This window comes from Pseudomonas sp., from assembly GCF_048269965.1.
In the GTDB taxonomy this organism is placed as follows: Bacteria; Pseudomonadota; Gammaproteobacteria; order Pseudomonadales; family Pseudomonadaceae; genus Aquipseudomonas.
Map to the genome: position 1 here is coordinate 233,536 of NZ_JBLWTV010000004.1, position 18,642 is coordinate 252,177.

20 protein-coding genes are annotated in these 18,642 nt (G+C 60.9%); all 20 read right to left on the reverse strand.

The window, feature by feature from the left end; all coding sequences use genetic code 11:
* Window positions 1–37: 37 nt before the first annotated feature.
* Window positions 38–649: a LysE family transporter gene (locus tag ACN0X6_RS07060; protein ID WP_417702893.1), complete on the reverse strand. Its 612-nt coding sequence runs from the start codon at window positions 647–649 to the stop codon at window positions 38–40.
* Between the two features lie 56 nt (window positions 650–705).
* The gene (gene glmU / locus ACN0X6_RS07065) at window positions 706–2,064 is read right to left on the reverse strand and encodes a bifunctional UDP-N-acetylglucosamine diphosphorylase/glucosamine-1-phosphate N-acetyltransferase GlmU (protein ID WP_417702894.1); all 1,359 of its coding nucleotides are present in this window, start codon (window positions 2,062–2,064) and stop codon (window positions 706–708) included.
* 123 nt (window positions 2,065–2,187) lie between these two features.
* Window positions 2,188–2,622, reverse strand: coding sequence for a F0F1 ATP synthase subunit epsilon (locus ACN0X6_RS07070; RefSeq protein WP_160018698.1), 435 nt, complete (start codon window positions 2,620–2,622; stop codon window positions 2,188–2,190).
* A gap of 79 nt (window positions 2,623–2,701) precedes the next feature.
* The gene (gene atpD / locus ACN0X6_RS07075) at window positions 2,702–4,078 is read right to left on the reverse strand and encodes a F0F1 ATP synthase subunit beta (protein ID WP_064493638.1); all 1,377 of its coding nucleotides are present in this window, start codon (window positions 4,076–4,078) and stop codon (window positions 2,702–2,704) included.
* 30 nt (window positions 4,079–4,108) lie between these two features.
* On the reverse strand, window positions 4,109–4,972 hold the full coding sequence (gene atpG / locus ACN0X6_RS07080; protein ID WP_099525062.1) for a F0F1 ATP synthase subunit gamma: 864 nt from the start codon (window positions 4,970–4,972) through the stop codon (window positions 4,109–4,111).
* A gap of 48 nt (window positions 4,973–5,020) precedes the next feature.
* Window positions 5,021–6,565 (reverse strand): F0F1 ATP synthase subunit alpha, encoded by a 1,545-nt coding sequence (atpA, locus tag ACN0X6_RS07085; protein WP_021487437.1) that lies wholly within the window; start codon window positions 6,563–6,565, stop codon window positions 5,021–5,023.
* A 15-nt stretch (window positions 6,566–6,580) separates the two neighbouring features.
* Complete coding sequence (locus ACN0X6_RS07090) at window positions 6,581–7,117, reverse strand: F0F1 ATP synthase subunit delta (protein WP_074677173.1); 537 nt, start codon at window positions 7,115–7,117, stop codon at window positions 6,581–6,583.
* Between the two features lie 12 nt (window positions 7,118–7,129).
* Window positions 7,130–7,600: a F0F1 ATP synthase subunit B gene (locus tag ACN0X6_RS07095; protein ID WP_192984198.1), complete on the reverse strand. Its 471-nt coding sequence runs from the start codon at window positions 7,598–7,600 to the stop codon at window positions 7,130–7,132.
* A gap of 86 nt (window positions 7,601–7,686) precedes the next feature.
* Window positions 7,687–7,914, reverse strand: a complete 228-nt coding sequence (gene atpE, locus ACN0X6_RS07100; RefSeq protein ID WP_003241387.1) for a F0F1 ATP synthase subunit C — start codon at window positions 7,912–7,914, stop codon at window positions 7,687–7,689.
* A gap of 66 nt (window positions 7,915–7,980) precedes the next feature.
* Window positions 7,981–8,799 carry a F0F1 ATP synthase subunit A gene (gene atpB, locus ACN0X6_RS07105; protein WP_417702895.1) on the reverse strand — a complete coding sequence of 273 codons (819 nt, stop codon included), beginning with the start codon at window positions 8,797–8,799 and terminating at the stop codon, window positions 7,981–7,983.
* A 24-nt stretch (window positions 8,800–8,823) separates the two neighbouring features.
* The gene (locus ACN0X6_RS07110) at window positions 8,824–9,213 is read right to left on the reverse strand and encodes a F0F1 ATP synthase subunit I (RefSeq protein WP_045733559.1); all 390 of its coding nucleotides are present in this window, start codon (window positions 9,211–9,213) and stop codon (window positions 8,824–8,826) included.
* A gap of 130 nt (window positions 9,214–9,343) precedes the next feature.
* Window positions 9,344–10,213 (reverse strand): ParB/RepB/Spo0J family partition protein, encoded by an 870-nt coding sequence (locus ACN0X6_RS07115; RefSeq protein ID WP_160018695.1) that lies wholly within the window; start codon window positions 10,211–10,213, stop codon window positions 9,344–9,346.
* Between the two features lie 11 nt (window positions 10,214–10,224).
* Complete coding sequence (locus ACN0X6_RS07120; protein WP_417702896.1) at window positions 10,225–11,013, reverse strand: ParA family protein; 789 nt, start codon at window positions 11,011–11,013, stop codon at window positions 10,225–10,227.
* 11 nt (window positions 11,014–11,024) lie between these two features.
* The gene (gene rsmG / locus ACN0X6_RS07125; RefSeq protein ID WP_417702957.1) at window positions 11,025–11,672 is read right to left on the reverse strand and encodes a 16S rRNA (guanine(527)-N(7))-methyltransferase RsmG; all 648 of its coding nucleotides are present in this window, start codon (window positions 11,670–11,672) and stop codon (window positions 11,025–11,027) included.
* The gene (gene mnmG, locus ACN0X6_RS07130; RefSeq protein WP_417702897.1) at window positions 11,669–13,561 is read right to left on the reverse strand and encodes a tRNA uridine-5-carboxymethylaminomethyl(34) synthesis enzyme MnmG; all 1,893 of its coding nucleotides are present in this window, start codon (window positions 13,559–13,561) and stop codon (window positions 11,669–11,671) included. Before mnmG ends, rsmG begins: the two co-directional genes overlap by 4 nt.
* Before the next feature lie 828 nt (window positions 13,562–14,389).
* Window positions 14,390–15,757 carry a tRNA uridine-5-carboxymethylaminomethyl(34) synthesis GTPase MnmE gene (gene mnmE, locus ACN0X6_RS07135; protein WP_417702898.1) on the reverse strand — a complete coding sequence of 456 codons (1,368 nt, stop codon included), beginning with the start codon at window positions 15,755–15,757 and terminating at the stop codon, window positions 14,390–14,392.
* A gap of 176 nt (window positions 15,758–15,933) precedes the next feature.
* On the reverse strand, window positions 15,934–17,679 hold the full coding sequence (gene yidC / locus ACN0X6_RS07140) for a membrane protein insertase YidC (protein WP_417702899.1): 1,746 nt from the start codon (window positions 17,677–17,679) through the stop codon (window positions 15,934–15,936).
* Window positions 17,680–17,681: 2 nt separating this feature from the next.
* Window positions 17,682–17,927: a membrane protein insertion efficiency factor YidD gene (yidD, locus tag ACN0X6_RS07145; protein ID WP_013717990.1), complete on the reverse strand. Its 246-nt coding sequence runs from the start codon at window positions 17,925–17,927 to the stop codon at window positions 17,682–17,684.
* Window positions 17,920–18,324 (reverse strand): ribonuclease P protein component, encoded by a 405-nt coding sequence (gene rnpA / locus ACN0X6_RS07150; protein ID WP_036994791.1) that lies wholly within the window; start codon window positions 18,322–18,324, stop codon window positions 17,920–17,922. The genes yidD and rnpA overlap by 8 nt, the downstream gene beginning before the upstream one ends.
* A 13-nt stretch (window positions 18,325–18,337) precedes the next feature.
* Complete coding sequence (gene rpmH, locus ACN0X6_RS07155; RefSeq protein WP_002551315.1) at window positions 18,338–18,472, reverse strand: 50S ribosomal protein L34; 135 nt, start codon at window positions 18,470–18,472, stop codon at window positions 18,338–18,340.
* Between the last annotated feature and the right edge of the window lie 170 nt (window positions 18,473–18,642).

Consider the following 18,642-nt stretch of genomic DNA (forward strand, 5'->3'; position numbering starts at 1 on the left):
AAAACATATGATCGAAATGCCCGCAAGCGTCCGCCGGTCAGTTCAGCGTCAGTTTGACGCCGAAACCGATCAGGCAAAGCCCTGCAAGTTTCTCCAGACCACGCGCGATACGGGGGTTTGCGCGCATGCGCTCGGCGAGAAAGTGCGTCAGCAGCACGATCAGCAAGCCGTAGAGAAAGGTCAGTGCCATGATGGTCACGGCCATGAAACCGAAAGTAATCAACCCCTGATGGCGCTGCGGATCGATGAACAGAGGGAAGAAGGCCATGTAGAAGATGATGGCCTTGGGGTTGAAGACGGTGATCACCAGGGTTTGCCACAGGTATCGCCGCGGCTTGATGTCCAGCGTCGGCGCCGCACCAGGCTTGGCCAGGATCATGCGCAGGCCGAGGTAGACCAGATAGCCGGCGCCAAGCCACTGCACCACATGGAAGGCTGCCGGATAGGCCTTGAGCAACGCGGCGACCCCCGCCACCGCCAACCACAGCAGCACCTGGTCGCCGAGCATGATCCCGAAGGTCGAGGCCAGCCCGCCGCGAATCCCGCCCTTGCCCGTGGACAGGATCAACGCCAGGTTACCCGGCCCGGGAATGGCTAGCAGGATAATGAAGGCCACCACGAAGGCGGCGTAATCCGTCACACCGAACATACAGGACTGCCTCCGGCAGGTTATCCACAGGCCTGGTCACCCAGGCCAGAGCGGGTTCACTTCTTGGTGGGGCGCTTCCAGCCTTCGATATTGCGCTGCTTGGCACGGCCTACTGCCAGCGTATCGGCCGGCACATCGCTGGTCACCACAGAACCGGCGCCAGTCGTCGCGCGGTCGCCCAGCGTTACCGGTGCGACCAGCGCACTGTTGGAACCGATGAACACGTCCTCGCCCATCACCGTGCGAAATTTGTTGGCACCGTCGTAGTTGCAGGTGATGGTGCCGGCACCGATATTCGTCCGCGCGCCGATCTCGGCATCGCCCAGGTAGCTCAGGTGGCCGGCCTTGGCACCGTCGCCCAGCACGGCGTTCTTCAGTTCGACGAAGTTGCCCACATGGGCCTTGGCGCCCAGTCTGGTGCCCGGCCGCAGGCGAGCGAACGGGCCGCAATCGGCGCCCTCGCCCATCTCGGCTCCGTCCAGGTGGCTGTTGGCCTTGACGATGGCGCCCCTGCGCAGCACCGAGTCCTTGATCACGCAGTTCGGGCCGATCTGCACATCATCCTCGATGATCACGCGGCCTTCGAGGATGACGTTGATGTCGATGGTCACGTCGCGGCCGACGCTGACGTCGCCACGCACATCGAAACGATGCGGATCGCGCAGGGTGACGCCCTGGGCCATGAGGCGGCGGGCCATGCGCTGCTGGTAGTGGCATTCGAGCTGCGACAACTGGATGCGGTCGTTGGCGCCCAGCACTTCCATCTCGTCGGCGGCGCGCTCGGTGGCCACGGTCAGGCCGTCGGCCACCGCCATGGCGATCACGTCGGTCAGGTAGTACTCGCCCTGGGCATTGCTGTTGGACAGACGCCCCAGCCAGTCGGCGAGACGCTTGCCCGGTACGGCGAGGATGCCGGTGTTGCCCTCGCGGATCTGTCGCTGCACCTCGCTGGCATCCTTGTGCTCGACGATGGCCTGCACCACACCATCGGCGTCACGCACGATGCGGCCGTAGCCCGTCGGGTCGGCCAGCTCGACGGTTAGCAAGCCCAGCTGATCATCGCTGACCAGGGCCATCAGCCGCTGCAGGGTGGCCGTTTCGATCAGCGGTACGTCGCCGTAGAGAATCAGTACGGTATCGGCGTTGAGCTGCGGCAGAGCCTGAGCCACGGCGTGGCCGGTGCCGAGCTGCTCGGCCTGGATGACGAAATTCAGGTCGGCGGCGGCCAGGCGCTCGCGCACGGTGTCGGCGCCATGCCCGATCACCACCTGGATGCTCTGCGGCTGCAGGCTGCGTGCAGTGTCGATGACATGACCCAGCATGGGTTTGTCGGCGACCGGGTGCAGCACCTTGGGCAAAGCGGAACGCATTCGCGTGCCCTGGCCAGCGGCAAGAATGACGATATCCAGACTCATAGAAAGCTCCTTGCTGGGCAAGAGTTGGCCGCGGCCAGAGAGCCGCGCGAAGAAAACGCTATTTTGCCAGAAACGCAAAGGGGCGACCTAAGTCGCCCCTTTGCGTGATACCGCGATACGCGATCAGCGGCTGCGGCCGCCGAACTTCTTGCGCATCTCGTCGATGGTGCGCAGCTGGGCAGCTGCCTCGGCCAGGCGTGCCGAAGCACTGCCGTAGTCGAACTCGGTGCCCTTCTCGCTCAGCGCCTTCTCGGCAGCCTTGCGCGCCTCGATGGCAGCGGCTTCATCCAGGTCGCCGGCACGAACGGCGGTGTCGGCAAGAACCTTCACCATGCTCGGCTGAACTTCCAGGAAGCCACCGGAGATGTAGAACACCTCCTCGGTGCCACCCTGCTTGATCACTCGCACCGGACCCGGCTTGAGATCGGTCAGCAGCGGGGTGTGGCCCGGCAGGATACCCAGGTCACCAAGGTGACCGTGGGCGATGACCATTTCCACCAGCCCCGAGAACAGCTCTTCTTCCGCACTGACGATATCGCAGTGGACTGACATAGCCATAACAATGCCTCGGTTGAGAGGCCGGATCGGGCTGCTGCCCGCTCCGGCCCGGACGCCCCCTGGGGGGCGCACCCGTTACTTACAGTTTCTTGGCTTTCTCGATGGCTTCGTCGATGCCGCCTACCATGTAGAACGCTTGTTCCGGCAGATGGTCGTAGTCGCCTTTGAGAATGCCGCTGAAGCCGGCAATGGTGTCCTTCAGAGACACGTACTTGCCCGGGGCACCGGTGAAGACTTCAGCCACGAAGAACGGCTGGGACAGGAAGCGCTGGATCTTACGAGCGCGCGATACCAGCTGCTTGTCGTCTTCGGACAGTTCGTCCATACCCAGGATCGCGATGATGTCCTTCAGCTCCTTGTAGCGCTGCAGAACATACTGAACGCCACGAGCGGTCTCGTAGTGCTCCTGGCCGATCACGTTCGGGTCCAGCTGACGGCTGGTGGAGTCCAGCGGGTCAACGGCCGGGTAGATACCCAGGGAAGCGATGTCACGGGACAGAACGACGGTGGCGTCCAAGTGGGCGAAGGTGGTCGCCGGGCTCGGGTCGGTCAGGTCGTCCGCAGGTACGTATACAGCCTGGATCGAGGTGATCGAGCCTTTCTTGGTGGAGGTAATACGCTCCTGCAGAACGCCCATCTCCTCGGCCAGAGTCGGCTGGTAACCTACTGCCGACGGCATACGGCCGAGCAGTGCGGATACTTCGGTACCGGCGAGGGTGTAACGGTAGATGTTGTCGACGAACAGCAGAACGTCACGACCTTCGTCACGGAACTTCTCGGCCATGGTCAGGCCGGTCAGCGCTACGCGCAGACGGTTGCCTGGTGGCTCGTTCATCTGACCGTAGACCAGGGCTACCTTGTCGAGAACGTTGGAGTCCTTCATCTCGTGGTAGAAGTCGTTACCCTCACGAGTACGCTCACCCACACCGGCGAACACGGAATAACCGCTGTGCTCGATGGCGATGTTACGGATCAGTTCCATCATGTTCACGGTCTTGCCGACACCGGCACCACCGAACAGACCGACTTTACCGCCCTTGGCGAACGGGCAGACCAGGTCGATAACCTTGATGCCGGTTTCCAGCAGCTCGTTGGAGCCAGCCTGTTCGGCATAGCTCGGCGCAGGGCGGTGGATTTCCCACTGCTCTTCTTCACCGATGGGGCCGGCTTCGTCGATCGGGTTGCCCAGCACGTCCATGATCCGGCCCAGGGTCGCTTTACCGACCGGTACGGAGATGGCCTTGCCAGAGCTGTTGACGTCCAGGCCACGCTTGAGGCCTTCGGTCGAACCCATCGCAATGGTACGTACCACACCGTCGCCCAGCTGCTGCTGAACTTCCAGGGTGGTTTCGGCGCCAACTACTTTCAGCGCTTCATAAACACTCGGCACCTTGTCACGCGGAAATTCCACGTCGATGACGGCGCCGATGATTTGAACGATACGTCCGCTACTCATCTTTGGTTCCTCTGAATATTTGAACCGTTCTTAAACCGCGGCAGCGCCGCCGACGATTTCCGAAATTTCCTGGGTGATCGCTGCCTGACGTGCCTTGTTGTAAACCAGCTGCAGGTCTTTGATGAGATCACCGGCGTTGTCGGTTGCGTTCTTCATCGCGATCATCCGCGCAGCCTGTTCGCACGCGCTGTTCTCGACCACGGACTGATAGACCTGCGACTCGACGTAGCGTACCAGCAGCGCATCCAGCAGTTGCTGGGCGTCCGGCTCGTACACGTAGTCCCACAGGCCTTTCTGCACGCCTTGCGCATCGCTCGCGGCCAGCGGCAGCAGCTGCTGCACTTCCGGCTTCTGCGTCATGGTGTTGACGAACTTGTTCGACACCAGATACAGACGGTCGATACGGCCCTCGGCATAGGCATCCAGCACGACCTTGACGCTACCGATCAGGTCGTTGATGGACGGCTCTTCACCCAGCTTGCTGATGGCGGCAACCACGTTGCCCCCGTTGCTGCGGAAGAAGCTCGCGCCCTTGCTGCCCACCACGCAGAAATCAGCCTCGACCTTCTGGTCGCGCCATTCCTTCAGGCTTCTGAGCAGCGCCTTGAACAGGTTGATGTTCAAGCCACCACACAGACCACGGTCCGAGGTCACCACGATATAACCGACGCGCTTTACATCACGCTCCACCATGAACGAGTGGCGGTATTCCGGGTTCGCCTTGGCCAGGTGACCAATCACCTGACGAATACGCTCGGCGTAGGGGCGACCGGCAGCCATGCGCTGTTGAGCCTTGCGCATTTTGCTGACCGCCACTTTTTCCATGGCGCTGGTGATCTTTTGCGTGCTTTTGATGCTCGCAATCTTGCTGCGAATCTCTTTTGCGCCTGCCATTTCACACCTTTTGGTTCAAGCAGGCGGGGGCCGAAGCCCCCGCTGCGGTTACCAGGTTTGGGTGGCCTTGAACTTCTCGATACCGGCTTTCAGGCCAGCGTCGATTTCGTCGTTGAAGTCACCCTTCTCGTTGATCTTCGCCATCAGGTCGGCGTGATCACGCTTGAAGAAGGCGATCAGGGCCTGCTCGAAGCTGATGATCTTGGCGACTTCGACGTCCTGCAGGAAGCCGCGCTCGGCTGCGTACAGGGACACCGACATTTCGGCAATGGACATCGGCGCATACTGCTTCTGCTTCATCAGCTCGGTTACGCGCTGACCATGCTCGAGCTGCTTGCGGGTGGCTTCGTCCAGGTCAGAAGCGAACTGGGCGAATGCCGCCAGTTCACGGTACTGAGCCAGAGCGGTACGGATACCACCGGAAAGCTTCTTGATGATCTTGGTCTGAGCTGCGCCACCGACACGGGATACCGAGATACCGGCGTTGACGGCCGGACGGATACCCGAGTTGAACATGGCCGATTCCAGGAAGATCTGACCGTCGGTGATGGAGATCACGTTGGTCGGAACGAACGCGGAAACGTCACCGGCCTGGGTTTCGATGATCGGCAGAGCGGTCAGGGAACCGGTCTTGCCCTTCACGGCGCCATTGGTGAACTTCTCGACGTACTCTTCGGAAACGCGGGAAGCGCGCTCCAGCAGACGGCTGTGGAGATAGAACACGTCGCCCGGGTAGGCTTCACGGCCTGGTGGACGGCGCAGCAGCAGGGAGATCTGACGGTAGGCAACGGCCTGCTTGGACAGGTCGTCGTACACGATCAGGGCATCTTCACCGCGGTCGCGGAAGTATTCGCCCATGGTGCAGCCGGAGTACGGCGCCAGGAACTGCAGCGCAGCGGATTCGGAAGCCGAAGCTGCAACCACGATGGTGTTGGCCAGGGCACCAGCTTCTTCCAGCTTGCGGACCACGTTGGCGATGGTCGATTGCTTCTGACCAATGGCGACGTAGACGCAACGGATGCCGCTGTCTTTCTGGTTGATGATGGCGTCGACGGCCAGGGCAGTCTTGCCGATCTGACGGTCACCGATGATCAGCTCGCGCTGGCCACGGCCTACCGGGATCATGGCATCGACCGACTTGTAACCGGTCTGCACCGGCTGGTCGACCGACTTACGCCAGATCACGCCCGGCGCAACCTTTTCAACGGCGTCAGTAGCGGCGGCGTTGATCGGGCCTTTGCCATCGATCGGGTTGCCCAGTGCGTCAACCACACGACCCAGCAGCTCCGGACCAACCGGAACTTCCAGGATGCGACCGGTGCACTTGGCGCTCATGCCTTCGGCGAGGGTCAGGTAACCACCCAGTACTACGGCACCTACGGAGTCTTGCTCCAGGTTCAGGGCCATGCCGTACACGCCACCAGGGAATTCGATCATCTCACCGTACATGACGTCGGCGAGGCCGTAGATGCGCACGATACCGTCGGAAACGCTGACGATGGTGCCTTCATTACGGGCTTGAGCGGATACATCAAGCGACTCAATGCGCTGCTTGATGATTTCGCTAATTTCGGAAGGATTCAATTGCTGCATGCCAGTTCCCTCAAATCAGGATTTCAACGCTTCGGCCAGCTTGTTCAGCTTGCCGCGGACCGAACCGTCGATGACCAGGTCACCTGCACGAATGACAACACCGCCGATCAGGGCGGGATTGACCACGGGCGTGGGCTGGACGGTGCGATCGAGCCGCTTGGAAAGGGCGGCAGCCAGAGTTTGCAATTGCTCGGCACTGAGTTCGAAAGCCGACTCGACCTCGACATCGAGGGCGCGTTCAGCTTCAGCCTTCAGCACAGCGAATTGTTCGCGTACCACCGGGAGCAGCGACAGTCGGTCGTTACTGCCCAGCGAGCGCAGGAAGTTGCTGAACGAAGCGTCGATGTGACCGGCACAGAGCTGCGCCAGTACATTGACTTTCTGCTCATCGGTCAACGCCGGGTTGACCAACTGCTGAGCCATGGCCGGCGCTTGAACCGCGGCCGCGGACAGCGACAGCATGTTCAACCAGGCATCGGCCTGCTGTGCAGCACTGGCAAACTCAAACGCAGCTTTCGCGTAGGGCCGAGCGAGCGTGTTGGTATTGATCATCGCGAGCCTCGCTTAGAGTTGAGAGGCCAGTTTTGCGACCAGATCGTTGTGCGCAGCGCCGTCCACGGAGGACTGCAGGATCTTCTCGGCGCCGGTCACAGCCAGAGCTGCTACCTGTGCACGCAGTTGTTCCTTGGCACGATTCACTTCCAGATCGATTTCGGCTTTGGCGCCAACAATCAGCTTTTCACCTTCAGAGCGGGCCTGGGCCTTGGCTTCTTCGACGATTGCGTTGGCGGTCTTGTTCGCCCGATCGAGAATCTCGGCAGCTTGCTCTTTGGTTTCACGAAGCATCTGGGCAGCGCGTTCCTGGGCCAACTGCAGATCGCGCTCAGCGCGCCCGGCAGCATCCAGACCTTCTGCGATTTTCTTCTGGCGTTCCTGCATGGCCAGCGTCAGCGGCGGCCATACGAACTTCATGCAGAACCAGACGAAAATAGCGAAGGCAATCGTTTGACCGAACAGGGTCAGGTTAATGTTCACAGCGATTTACCTCGTGCTATCTCGTGTTCAGGGAAGAAAAGCCTGAAGAGGCAGCACTCATCATGCTGCCTCGAACTCAGGAACTCTTAACCCGCGACAACGAAGATCAGGTACATCGCGATACCCACACCGATCATCGGAACGGCGTCGAGCAGACCGGCCATCAGGAAGGTCTTGGTTTGCAGCTGCGGGCCCAGCTCAGGCTGGCGAGCGGTGGATTCCAGCAGCTTGCCGCCCAGCAGGGCGAAGCCGATACCGGTACCCAGGGCACCCAGACCGATCATGATGGCAGCGGCGATGTAGACGAGTTCCATAGTTAGCTCCAGAGTTTTTAGAGGTTAAGGTTACGAGTTAGGGGTTTTCGGGTTTTTCGATGTCGATCAGTGGTGATCTTCGTGCGCAGCACTCAGATAAACCACGGTCAGCACCATGAAAATGAACGCCTGCAGCGGAATGACCAGGATGTGGAAGATAGCCCATGGCACGTTGAGACCCCACTGGACGTAGAAGGGCAGCAGCGCGATCAGGATAAACACCACTTCACCGGCATACATGTTGCCGAACAGACGCAGGGCCAGGCTCAGCGGCTTGGTCAGCAGGCCGATGATTTCCAGGAACAGGTTGAAAGGAATCAGCGCCCAGTGATTGAACGGGGTGAACGACAGTTCCTTGGTAAAGCCACCGATGCCCTTGACCTTGATGCTGTAGAAGATGATCAGCAGGAACACGCCCAGGGAGATACCGAAGGTACCGTTGGGGTCGGCGGTGGGGACGATCTTGAAGTACGGCAGGCCCAGAAGCGAAGCCAGGCCGGGAATGTAGTCGACCGGGATCCACTTCAGGCTGTTCATCAAAAACACCCAGACGAAGATGGTCAGGGCCAGCGGCGCAACCAGCGGGTTCTTGCCATGGAAGGTGTCTTTGACGATGCCCTCGACGAACTCGATGCACATCTCGGCCATGTTCTGCAGGCCGGTCGGCACGCCGGTAACCGCTCGCTTGGCGGCGATGCGGAACAGGGTGATGAAGATCAGGCCCATGAACAGCGACCAGCCCAGAGTGTCCACATGGACAGCCCAGAAGCCCATCGCTTTAACCTCTTCCGGGGTCTGGGCAATAATCCAGCCCTTATCCGGGTGAGAGCCGTAGACCAGGTTCTGCAGGTGATGCTGGATATATTCTGCTGGGGTATCAGCCATAAACGCCTCAAACGGTCCAATGCTTCAGAAAACTTTCATGAGTAGGGGGGCACAGGCTGCAGCCAGAAGGCCTAACAGATAACCGATGAACAGCTGCATCGGTGCAAGTGGTTCTACCCCTACGAACGCCAGTGCAAACAGCACTGCCGTGATAATCCATTTACCCATGGCCCCGGCCCAGATCGACTGGACGATGGCTCGGGCCGAACGCGCGCCAAAATAACGAAAGGCCTTGAATGCAAAATACGCGTTGGCCAGCAGGGCTATCAGCCCTCCCAGCAGTGCCGAATAGGCCGCGACCCATCCACCACTGACGGCAAAAATAACTGCGATCACAGCCGTCACGATGGCCTGAAGAATCAGGATCGGAAAACCTGGCTGACGATGAAACGGGACCTTACTGGGGATGCCCATCGACCTCTCCCTGCAAGGCGCCGAATCTCGGCCCGTAGCCGACAAAATTGCGCGGGGAGTATAGGGTTCAGCCTGCGCCTGATCAACCGTGCTGTAGTAGGAGAGAAGTAGGACTACAGACTGAATTGTTTCAACGAATGTGCGCCAGTACACCCTGCAATTCGTCGAGGGAGTTGTAGCGAATCACCAACTGCCCCTTGCCCTTGCTGCCGTGCTTGATCTGCACGGGCGAGCCCAGACGCTCTGCGAGCTTCTGCTCCAGGCGACTGATGTCCGGGTCGGCCTTGGCCTTGACCGGGGCTGGTTTGGCGCTGAGCCACTGGCGTACCAGGGCCTCGGTCTGACGAACGGTCAGACCACGTGCGACAACATGTCGCGCCGCTTCGACCTGCTGTTCGAGGGGTAAACCGAGCAGTGCACGGGCATGCCCCATCTCCAGGTCGCCGTGGGACAGCAGGGTCTTGATCTCTTCCGGCAGGGCGATCAGGCGCAGCAGGTTGGTGATGGTGACGCGGGATTTACCCACCGCATCGGCGACCTGTTGCTGGGTCAGCTCGAATTCCTGCTGCAGCCGCTGCAGGGCCACGGCTTCCTCGATCGGGTTGAGGTCTTCGCGCTGGATGTTCTCGATCAGCGCCATGGCGATGGCGGCTTCATCCGGCAGTTCACGGACCATGGCCGGAATCTTGTCCTGACCGGCCAGCTGGCTGGCACGCCAGCGGCGTTCACCGGCGACGATCTCGAAACGTCCACCACCGATGGGGCGCAGGACGATGGGTTGCATCACGCCCTGGGCACGAATGGAGGCGGCGAGCTCTTCCAGAGCGGTCTGATCCATGTCACGACGCGGCTGGTACTTGCCGCGCTGGATCAGCTCCAGCGGCACGTATTGCAGCTCACGCGTGTCGACCTGAGCGGCCTCTTCCTGCAATGCATTGACGGTGTTGCCGCCGAGCAGTGCGTCCAGACCTCGACCCAGACCTCGTTTCTTCGCAGCCATGCGGATGTTCCTTAAGCGGTAGCGGTTTTCGCGGCGGCGCGCTGACGGCGCACCAGCTCGCCGGCCAAGGCCAGGTAGGCGATGGCACCACGGGATTGTTTGTCGTAGACCAGCGCCGGCATGCCAAAGCTAGGCGCCTCGGCCAGGCGCACGTTGCGCGGGATCACGGCGTCGTACAGCTTGTCGCCGAAATGCTGCTTGAGCTGAGCCGTGACGTCGTTGGTCAGGCTGATGCGCGGGTCGTACATGGTGCGCAGCAGACCTTCGATCTGCAGCTTGGGATTGAGCAACTGGGCGATGCGCTGGATGCTGTTGACCAGGTCAGACAAACCCTCGAGTGCGTAGTACTCGCACTGCATGGGGATGATCACGCCATCGGCAGCGACCAGGGCGTTGATGGTCAGCATGTTCAGCGATGGCGGGCAGTCGATGAGGATGTAGTCGTAGTTCTCGCGGATCGGCGCCAGGGCATAACGCAGGCGGCTCTCCTTCATCTTCATTTCCAGCAGGGCGACTTCGGCGGCGGTCAGGTCGCGGTTGGCCGGCAGCAGCTGGTAGCCGCCGTGCTCGGAGAACTGCATGGCCTGGCCCAGGTCGCATTCGCCGATCAGCACGTCGTAGATCGAGTGCTCGAGGCCGTGCTTGTCGACACCGCTGCCCATGGTCGCGTTACCCTGAGGGTCAAGGTCGATGAGCAGCACACGGCGCTTGGTCGCTACCAGAGAAGCGGCCAGGTTGATGCACGTCGTGGTTTTGCCCACGCCGCCTTTCTGATTGGCGATCGCGAATACCTTGGCCATCTTCTTTCCCCTTAGACCGAGCGACGCAGTATCAACAGATGGCGTTGACCTTGGCAACCGGGAACCCGCAACACATGCGTGGCGCTGAGACGGAAGTCCGTCGGCAGGGCCTGCAATTCGTCATCCGGGTGCACGCCTTTCATCGCCAGCCACTGGGTGTCGACGCTGCCGAGGTGACGCGTCCAGTTGCTGAAGTCTTCCAGGCTGCTGAACGCCCGTGAGCTGATGCCGTCGAACGGCTGCTCGGGGCGATACGCTTCGACCCGGTTGTGGACAACCTCGAGGTTGGCGAGTTTCAGCTCCAGTTTCACCTGCACCAGAAAACGGGTTTTCTTGCCGTTGGAGTCGAGCAGGGTAAAACGCCGCTCGGGGAACATGATTGCCAGCGGAACACCGGGCATGCCGCCGCCGCTGCCGACGTCCAGCCAGTTATCCCCAAGCTCGGCCACGAACGGCACCACCGACAGGCTGTCGAGCAGATGGCGCGAAACCATCTCGTCGGGGTCGCGCACGGCGGTGAGGTTGTAAGCCTTGTTCCACTTGATCAGCAGGCCCAGGTAGGCGAGCAGTTGTTCCTGCTGCTGCGCGCTGAGTTCGATACCAAGCTCGCGGGCACCCTGGAGCAGTTCTTCGGCGTGACGCTGAGTGACCGACATCAGGCGCTCTGCTCCAGCTTCTGGCCGGCGCTGCGTTTTTTCAGGTGGATCAGCAGCAGGGAAATCGCCGCCGGGGTGACCCCGGGGATCCGTGAAGCCTGGCCAAGCGTGGCCGGGCGGGAGCTGCCGAGCTTGAACTGGATTTCCTTGGACAGCCCGGAGATCGAGGCATAGTCCAGGTCATCTGGCAGCTTGGTGTCCTCACTGGCCCGCAGCTTGGCGATCTCGTACTGCTGGCGGTCGATGTAGCCGGCGTACTTGGTCTTGATCTCGACCTGCTCGGCCACCTGGTTATCCACAACCGGCGCGTCGGTCAGTTCGACCAGCGTGGCGTAATCGATCTCCGGACGAGCCAGCAGGTTGAGCAGGTTGTATTCGTGGGCCAGCGGCGTACCGAAACGCGCGGCGATGGCATCGCCTTGCGGCGTGCCCGGGCGCACCCAGGTGCTCTTCAGGCGCTGCTCTTCCTGCACGATACCTTCACGCTTGGCCTCGAAGGCCGCCCAACGCTCGTCGTCAATCAGACCCAGCTCGCGGCCTTTCTCGGTCAGGCGCAGGTCGGCGTTGTCCTCGCGCAGGATCAGCCGGTATTCGGCACGCGAGGTGAACATGCGGTAAGGCTCCTGGGTGCCCAGGGTGATCAGGTCATCGACCAGTACGCCGATGTAGGCTTCGTCACGACGCGGGCACCAGGCTTCCTTGCCCTGCGCGCGCAGCGCGGCGTTGCAGCCGGCAAGCAGGCCCTGAGCGCCGGCTTCTTCGTAGCCGGTGGTACCGTTGATCTGGCCAGCGAAGAACAGCCCGCCGATGACCTTGGTTTCCAGGCTGTACTTGAGATCACGCGGATCGAAGTAGTCGTATTCGATGGCATATCCAGGGCGCACGATGTGGGCGTTTTCCATGCCACGGATGCTGCGCACGATCTCCAGTTGCACGTCGAACGGCAGCGAGGTGGAGATGCCATTGGGATACAGCTCATGGGTGGTCAGGCCTTCCGGCTCGATGAACACCTGGTGGCTGTCCTTGTCGGCGAAGCGGTGAATCTTGTCTTCGATCGACGGGCAATAACGCGGGCCGACACCTTCGATCACACCGGAGTACATCGGCGAGCGGTCGAGGTTGGCGGCAATGATCTCGTGGGTACGCGCGTTGGTATGGGTGATCCAGCAACTGATCTGCTTCGGCTGATGTTCGCGCTTGCCGAGGAAGGACATCAGCGGCGTCGGAGTGTCGCCTGGCTGCTCGGTCATCACCGAGAAATCCACAGAACGACCGTCGATGCGTGGCGGCGTACCGGTCTTCAGGCGACCCACGCGCAGAGGCAACTCACGCAGACGATGTGCCAGGGCGATGGAAGGTGGATCACCGGCACGGCCGCCAGAGTAATTCTGCAGACCGATGTGGATAAGTCCGCCGAGGAACGTGCCTGTGGTCAACACCACGGAATCCGCGTGGAACCTGAGGCCCATCTGGGTGACCACGCCCTTGACCTGAGCGTTTTCCACAATCAGGTCATCAGCAGCCTGTTGAAAAATCCACAGGTTGGCCTGGTTTTCCAGAATCTCGCGTACTGCGGCCTTGTACAGCACGCGGTCGGCCTGCGCGCGGGTCGCACGTACGGCTGGGCCTTTGCGGCTGTTGAGAATACGGAACTGGATACCGCCCTTGTCGGTAGCGATGGCCATGGCGCCGCCAAGGGCGTCGATTTCCTTGACCAGGTGACTCTTGCCGATCCCGCCGATGGCAGGGTTGCAGCTCATCTGGCCGAGGGTCTCGACATTGTGAGTGAGCAGCAGGGTCTTCACGCCCATGCGTGCTGCAGCCAGAGCTGCTTCGGTACCGGCATGACCGCCGCCGATCACGATCACGTCAAAACGGGAAGGGAAATCCACCACGCACCTCGTGCCTGTTGAGAAAGGGGTCTTTTGTAGCGTGAAAGTCGCGTAGCGACGCCCTCCATGATGTCCTTCTCCCTGGGGAGAAGGTGGCGCGTAGCGCCGGATGAGGGCGGGCATGCTGCGAAGGCTTCCATCGTTCGGGGGCGCTTGCGCCATGCCCGATCAGAAAGGCGGCAAGTATAGGGGCTTCAGCCTGCTGAATGAAGCCTTCTGCACAAAAAATAGCCAGCTGGTTGGCGATGTTCTTCTCTGCTTGAGCCTTTACCTGATGACCCTCTCCTGATGAAAAGTGCGCTCAGGCTTATAAAGAATAGAAAAGAGAGAATTTTTATAAAGCTTGTTCTTTATGTTTATGTATAGAGAGAGCCTTTTCTGTGGATAAAGCTTTCTAAGCCATGCGGCTACTGGTGTACAGCGAATGATAAGCCTGTGTCATTCCTGCTCGGTTCCACTGAGAAAGCTGCTGAACCACTGTGGATGAAAGTGCCAGTTACCCACAGGGGTAGTTACGCCCAGCTTTGTCATAGGGTTATGGGCAGGGTTCAGGTGCGGTTTTCCACAGGGTTTATCTGGCTCTGAATAACTCAGTCAATGTGCGGCAGCAGCTTATTCATTGGTGATCCCCCTGCTCGTTTGCAGGGAAAATCCGCCCGCCGCGAAGAAATACGACGCGCACCCGTTTGTAGCCCGGATGAAATCCGGGGAATGACAAGGAGGGGGAAGATTGCCGGGCGGACCACCTAGGCTCTTTTCGCGGATAAATCCGCTCCTACAGGCTAGCTGTGGATAAGAGGGCGGTGCAGAGCGGCAGCGTGTGTGTTTTTACTTGCCGATGCAGAAGCTGGAGAAGATGCGCCCCAGCAGGTCGTCGCTGCTGAAGGCGCCAGTGATCTCCCCCAGCGCTTGCTGGGCCATGCGCAGATCCTCTGCCAGCAACTCGCCCGCGCCCATCAGGGTGAGCTGGTTGCGGCCGTGCTCGATGTACTGCTCGGCCTGATGCAGCGCTTCGAGGTGACGGCGCCGCGCGCTGAAGCCGCTTTCGGCGGTCTGTTGATAACCCATGCAGGCTTTCAGGTGTTCGCGCAGCAGTTCCAGGCCGTCTGCGGATTTGGCCGACAGGCTGAGGGTGACATGGCCATCGGCGCTGGTTTGCAGCGCGACCGCTTCGCCGGAAAGGTCGGCCTTGTTACGGATCAGGGTGACGCGGGCCGGGTCCGGGCGCTGCTCGAGAAACTCCGGCCACAGGGCGAAAGGATCAGCCGCTTCCGGCGCGGTGGAGTCCACCATCAGCAGCACGCGATCAGCCTCGCCGATGGCCTTGAGCGCGCGCTCCACGCCGATGCGCTCGACCTGGTCGTCGGTGTCACGCAGGCCTGCGGTGTCGACCACGTGCAGGGGCATGCCGTCGATGTGGATATGTTCGCGCAGCACGTCGCGGGTGGTGCCGGCGATATCGGTGACGATGGCGGCTTCACGCCCGGCCAGAGCATTGAGCAGGCTGGATTTGCCGGCATTGGGCCGGCCGGCGATGACCACGGTCATGCCGTCGCGCAGCAAGGCGCCCTGGCCGGCTTCGCGCAATACTGTGGATAAGTCTGCGCGCACGCCGTCGAGCTGGTTCAGCACATGGCCATCGGCGAGAAAGTCGATCTCCTCCTCGGGGAAGTCGATGGCGGCTTCGACGTAGATGCGCAGCTGGATCAGCGACTCGGTCAGTGCATGCACCCGTCTGGAGAACTCGCCCTGCAGCGAACGCAGCGCATTGCGCGCAGCCTGTTCGGAGCTGGCCTCGATCAGATCGGCAATCGCCTCGGCTTGAGCCAGGTCGAGCTTGTCGTTGAGGAAGGCGCGCTCGCTGAACTCACCTGGGCGTGCCAGGCGTGCACCCAACGCCATGCAGCGGCGTAGCAGCAGATCGAGCACCACCGGGCCACCATGGCCCTGTAGCTCCAGCACGTCCTCACCGGTGAAGGAATTGGGGCCGGGAAAGTAGATGGCCAGGCCTTCGTCCAGTGTCAGCTCGCTCTCGCCATAGAAGGGCCCGTGGTGAGCGAAGCGTGGCTTCAACTCGCGCCTGCAGATGGCCTGAGCCAATTGACCCGCAAGAGGGCCGGATACCCGCACGATGCCCACTCCACCCCGACCCTGGGCGGTGGCGACGGCTGCGATGGTATCTCGGGCGTGGTTCATGGCGGTTTACTCGATGCGTACGACTGAATATAGGAGCGAGGGCAAGCCTGGTTCTCTGCTCGCAAAGCCTGTGGATACAGAGATTCGCGAGCAGAGCTCGCTCCTACGACAAATGCCTGGATAGCAAAACGCCCCAATCATGGGGCGTTTGCTTGATGCTTGGAAGCCTTGGCGAATCAGGCGTTGGCCGGTTTCGCTGCCGCTTCGATCTTGCGCGTAATGTACCACTGCTGGGCGATGGACAGGCAGTTGTTGACCACCCAGTACAGCACCAGACCTGCAGGGAACCACAGGAAGAAGAAGGTGAAGATGATCGGCATCAGCTTCAGCACGCGGGCCTGCATGGGGTCCGGCGGCGTCGGGTTGAGCTGCTGCTGGATGAACATGGTCGCGCCCATGATGATCGGCAGGATGAAGAACGGATCCTTGATCGACAGGTCGGTGATCCACAGCAGCCAGGGCGCCTGACGCATCTCGACCGATTCCAGCAGCACCCAGTACAGGGCGAGGAAGACCGGCATCTGCACCAGGATCGGCAGGCAGCCGCCCAGCGGGTTGATCTTCTCTTTCTTGTACAGCTCCATCATCGCCTGGGACATCTTCTGGCGATCGTCACCGTGCTGCTCTTTCAGCGCTTGCAGTTTCGGTGATACGGCACGCATGCGCGCCATCGAGCGGTAACTGGCGGCAGACAGCGGGAAGAAGATCAGCTTGATGATGATGGTCAGGAAGATGATCGACCAGCCCCAGTTGCCGAGCACACCATGGATCACTTGCAGCAGCCAGAAGATCGGCTGCGCGAGGAACCACAGGAAGCCGTAGTCGACGGTCAGCTCCAGGCCCGGAGACAGGGTGCCCAGGTGCTCCTGCAGCTTGGGACCGGCGTAGAGGATCGCGCCAGTTTCGCCCTGAGCGCCGGCCGCGACCTGTATGGACGGGCCAGTGAAGCCGACGATGTAGTTGCCCTGGCTGTCCTTGCGAGTCTGTACCAGATTGGTGCTGTCCTTGTTCGGCACCCAGGCGGTGACGAAGTAGTGCTGCAGCCAGGCGACCCAGCCACCCTGCACGGTTTCCTTGAAGGACTGCTTGTCGATGTCCTTCATCGACACCTTCTTGTACGGCTCTTCGGTGGTCCACAGTGCGGCGCCGAGGTAGGTGGCGGTGCCGGTTGCGGTGGTCGAGGACGGGTCGCCGCTGTTGTCGCGTTTGAGCTGGGCGAACAGGTTGCCGCTCCAGGCTTGCTCGCTCTGGTTGTCGATCAGATAACGCACGTCGACCTGATAGGCGGACGGATCGATGCAGCCAGGCTTCTTCAGTTGTTGCTCACGCGTCGAGCATTGCGGATTGAGGCCGCGCTTGAAGCTGTAGCGCTTGATGTAGTTGACGCCGTTCTCGCTGAACGTGAGATCGACCACCAGGCTGTCCTGGCCTTCGGCCAGTTCGTAGCTCTGCTTCTCGCTGCTCCACAGGGAGCGACCGCTGGATTTGTCCGGGGCGTTCTGGCCGATCAGGCCGCTCTGCGCCAGGTAGGTACGCTCGTTGCCGTTGTCGAACAGCTGGAACGGCACGTCCGGGCGATCCTGACGACGCGGGTACTGCGGTAGACGCAGTTGCACGACATCACCACCACGCGGGTCGATGGCCAGGTCCAGCACATCGGTCTTGACGCGAATCAGCTCGTCGCTGGCAGCAGCGGTAGGCGCAACGGCAGCTGCAGTCGGCTCGGCCACGGCAGTTGGGATGTCGTCGCCGCCGGCGCTGGCGGTTGCAGCAGGTGTGTCGGGCAGGGCAGGCGTCGCAGCGGTCGAGGTACTAACCTCGGCTGGCAAGGCAGCCTGGCCATAGTCCTCGTTCCATTGCAGGACCATGAGGTAGGACACGACTGCCAGGGCGACGATCAGGATCGAACGTTGGATATCCATGATTATTCGGCCATCGAAGGGGAACGGGATGTTTTAACGGGTGGAACCGGATCGAAACCGCCGGCATTCCAGGGGTGGCAGCGACCGAGACGGCGTGCTGCCAGCCAGCCACCACGCAGGAAGCCATGTTGCTCGATGGCTTCGTAGGCATAGCAGGAGCAGCTGGGGTAGAAGCGACAATGACTGGCCATCAGCGGACTGATGGCGTAGCGATAAACCTGGATACAGGCTAGAGCCGCTTTACGCATGGGGATTGTCGCTTGTCCCGGGGGATAAGTCTGCGTCGCGACTGGGCCGGCTTCGGGCCAAGCGTTTCCAGAGTTTGCCGAACTGCTGAGCGAGCTCGCCATTCTCCAGATCACCTAGCCCTTTGCGGGCGACCACCACGATGTCCCAGCCTGTCAGGTTGTCCTGATTGAGGCGAAAGGACTCGCGGATTTGACGCTTGATGCGGTTGCGCTCGACGGCGAGCTTGACGCTCTTCTTGCCGATCACCAAACCTAGGCGGGGATGATCAAGCTGGTTATCGCGCGCTAGCAGCAGGACACTTTTGCCCGGAGCTTTACCGCTTGGGGAGTCGAAGACTGCCTTGAATTGCCGGGGAGTCAGCAGTCGCTTTTCCCGGCCGAAGCCTCGACTCACCACCTGTCTGGATCAATTAGACAGCAAGACGCTTGCGGCCCTTGGCGCGACGACGCGAAAGGACGGCACGGCCGTTCTTGGTGGCCATACGGGCACGGAAACCGTGGGTGCGAGCGCGCTTGATGGTGCTGGGTTGGAAAGTGCGTTTCATGGTGCGTTACCTGGGTGATCGACTAGGGTCGGTATGACCCCGGTTTTAAGAGACCGGCAATTCTAGAGAAAGCCGCGCGGTAGGTCAATTTCCAACCAGCCTTATTCGCCAGATAGAAATAGAAAGAAGGAAAAGGGTTTAAAGCTCTCTTTCTATGTTTATGTTGAATG

Excerpts from the sequence above, each read along its gene's own strand:
- ACN0X6_RS07060 (WP_417702893.1), bottom strand. The coding sequence starts at position 649 with ATGTTCGGTGTGACGGATTACGCCGCCTTCGTGGTGGCCTTCATTATC.
- glmU (WP_417702894.1), bottom strand. The coding sequence starts at position 2,064 with ATGAGTCTGGATATCGTCATTCTTGCCGCTGGCCAGGGCACGCGAATG.
- ACN0X6_RS07070 (WP_160018698.1), bottom strand. The coding sequence starts at position 2,622 with ATGGCTATGTCAGTCCACTGCGATATCGTCAGTGCGGAAGAAGAGCTG.
- atpD (WP_064493638.1), bottom strand. The coding sequence starts at position 4,078 with ATGAGTAGCGGACGTATCGTTCAAATCATCGGCGCCGTCATCGACGTG.
- atpG (WP_099525062.1), bottom strand. The coding sequence starts at position 4,972 with ATGGCAGGCGCAAAAGAGATTCGCAGCAAGATTGCGAGCATCAAAAGC.
- atpA (WP_021487437.1), bottom strand. The coding sequence starts at position 6,565 with ATGCAGCAATTGAATCCTTCCGAAATTAGCGAAATCATCAAGCAGCGC.
- ACN0X6_RS07090 (WP_074677173.1), bottom strand. The coding sequence starts at position 7,117 with ATGATCAATACCAACACGCTCGCTCGGCCCTACGCGAAAGCTGCGTTT.
- atpE (WP_003241387.1), bottom strand. The coding sequence starts at position 7,914 with ATGGAACTCGTCTACATCGCCGCTGCCATCATGATCGGTCTGGGTGCC.
- atpB (WP_417702895.1), bottom strand. The coding sequence starts at position 8,799 with ATGGCTGATACCCCAGCAGAATATATCCAGCATCACCTGCAGAACCTG.
- ACN0X6_RS07110 (WP_045733559.1), bottom strand. The coding sequence starts at position 9,213 with ATGGGCATCCCCAGTAAGGTCCCGTTTCATCGTCAGCCAGGTTTTCCG.
- ACN0X6_RS07115 (WP_160018695.1), bottom strand. The coding sequence starts at position 10,213 with ATGGCTGCGAAGAAACGAGGTCTGGGTCGAGGTCTGGACGCACTGCTC.
- ACN0X6_RS07120 (WP_417702896.1), bottom strand. The coding sequence starts at position 11,013 with ATGGCCAAGGTATTCGCGATCGCCAATCAGAAAGGCGGCGTGGGCAAA.
- mnmE (WP_417702898.1), bottom strand. The coding sequence starts at position 15,757 with ATGAACCACGCCCGAGATACCATCGCAGCCGTCGCCACCGCCCAGGGT.
- yidC (WP_417702899.1), bottom strand. The coding sequence starts at position 17,679 with ATGGATATCCAACGTTCGATCCTGATCGTCGCCCTGGCAGTCGTGTCC.
- yidD (WP_013717990.1), bottom strand. The coding sequence starts at position 17,927 with ATGCGTAAAGCGGCTCTAGCCTGTATCCAGGTTTATCGCTACGCCATC.
- rpmH (WP_002551315.1), bottom strand. The coding sequence starts at position 18,472 with ATGAAACGCACTTTCCAACCCAGCACCATCAAGCGCGCTCGCACCCAC.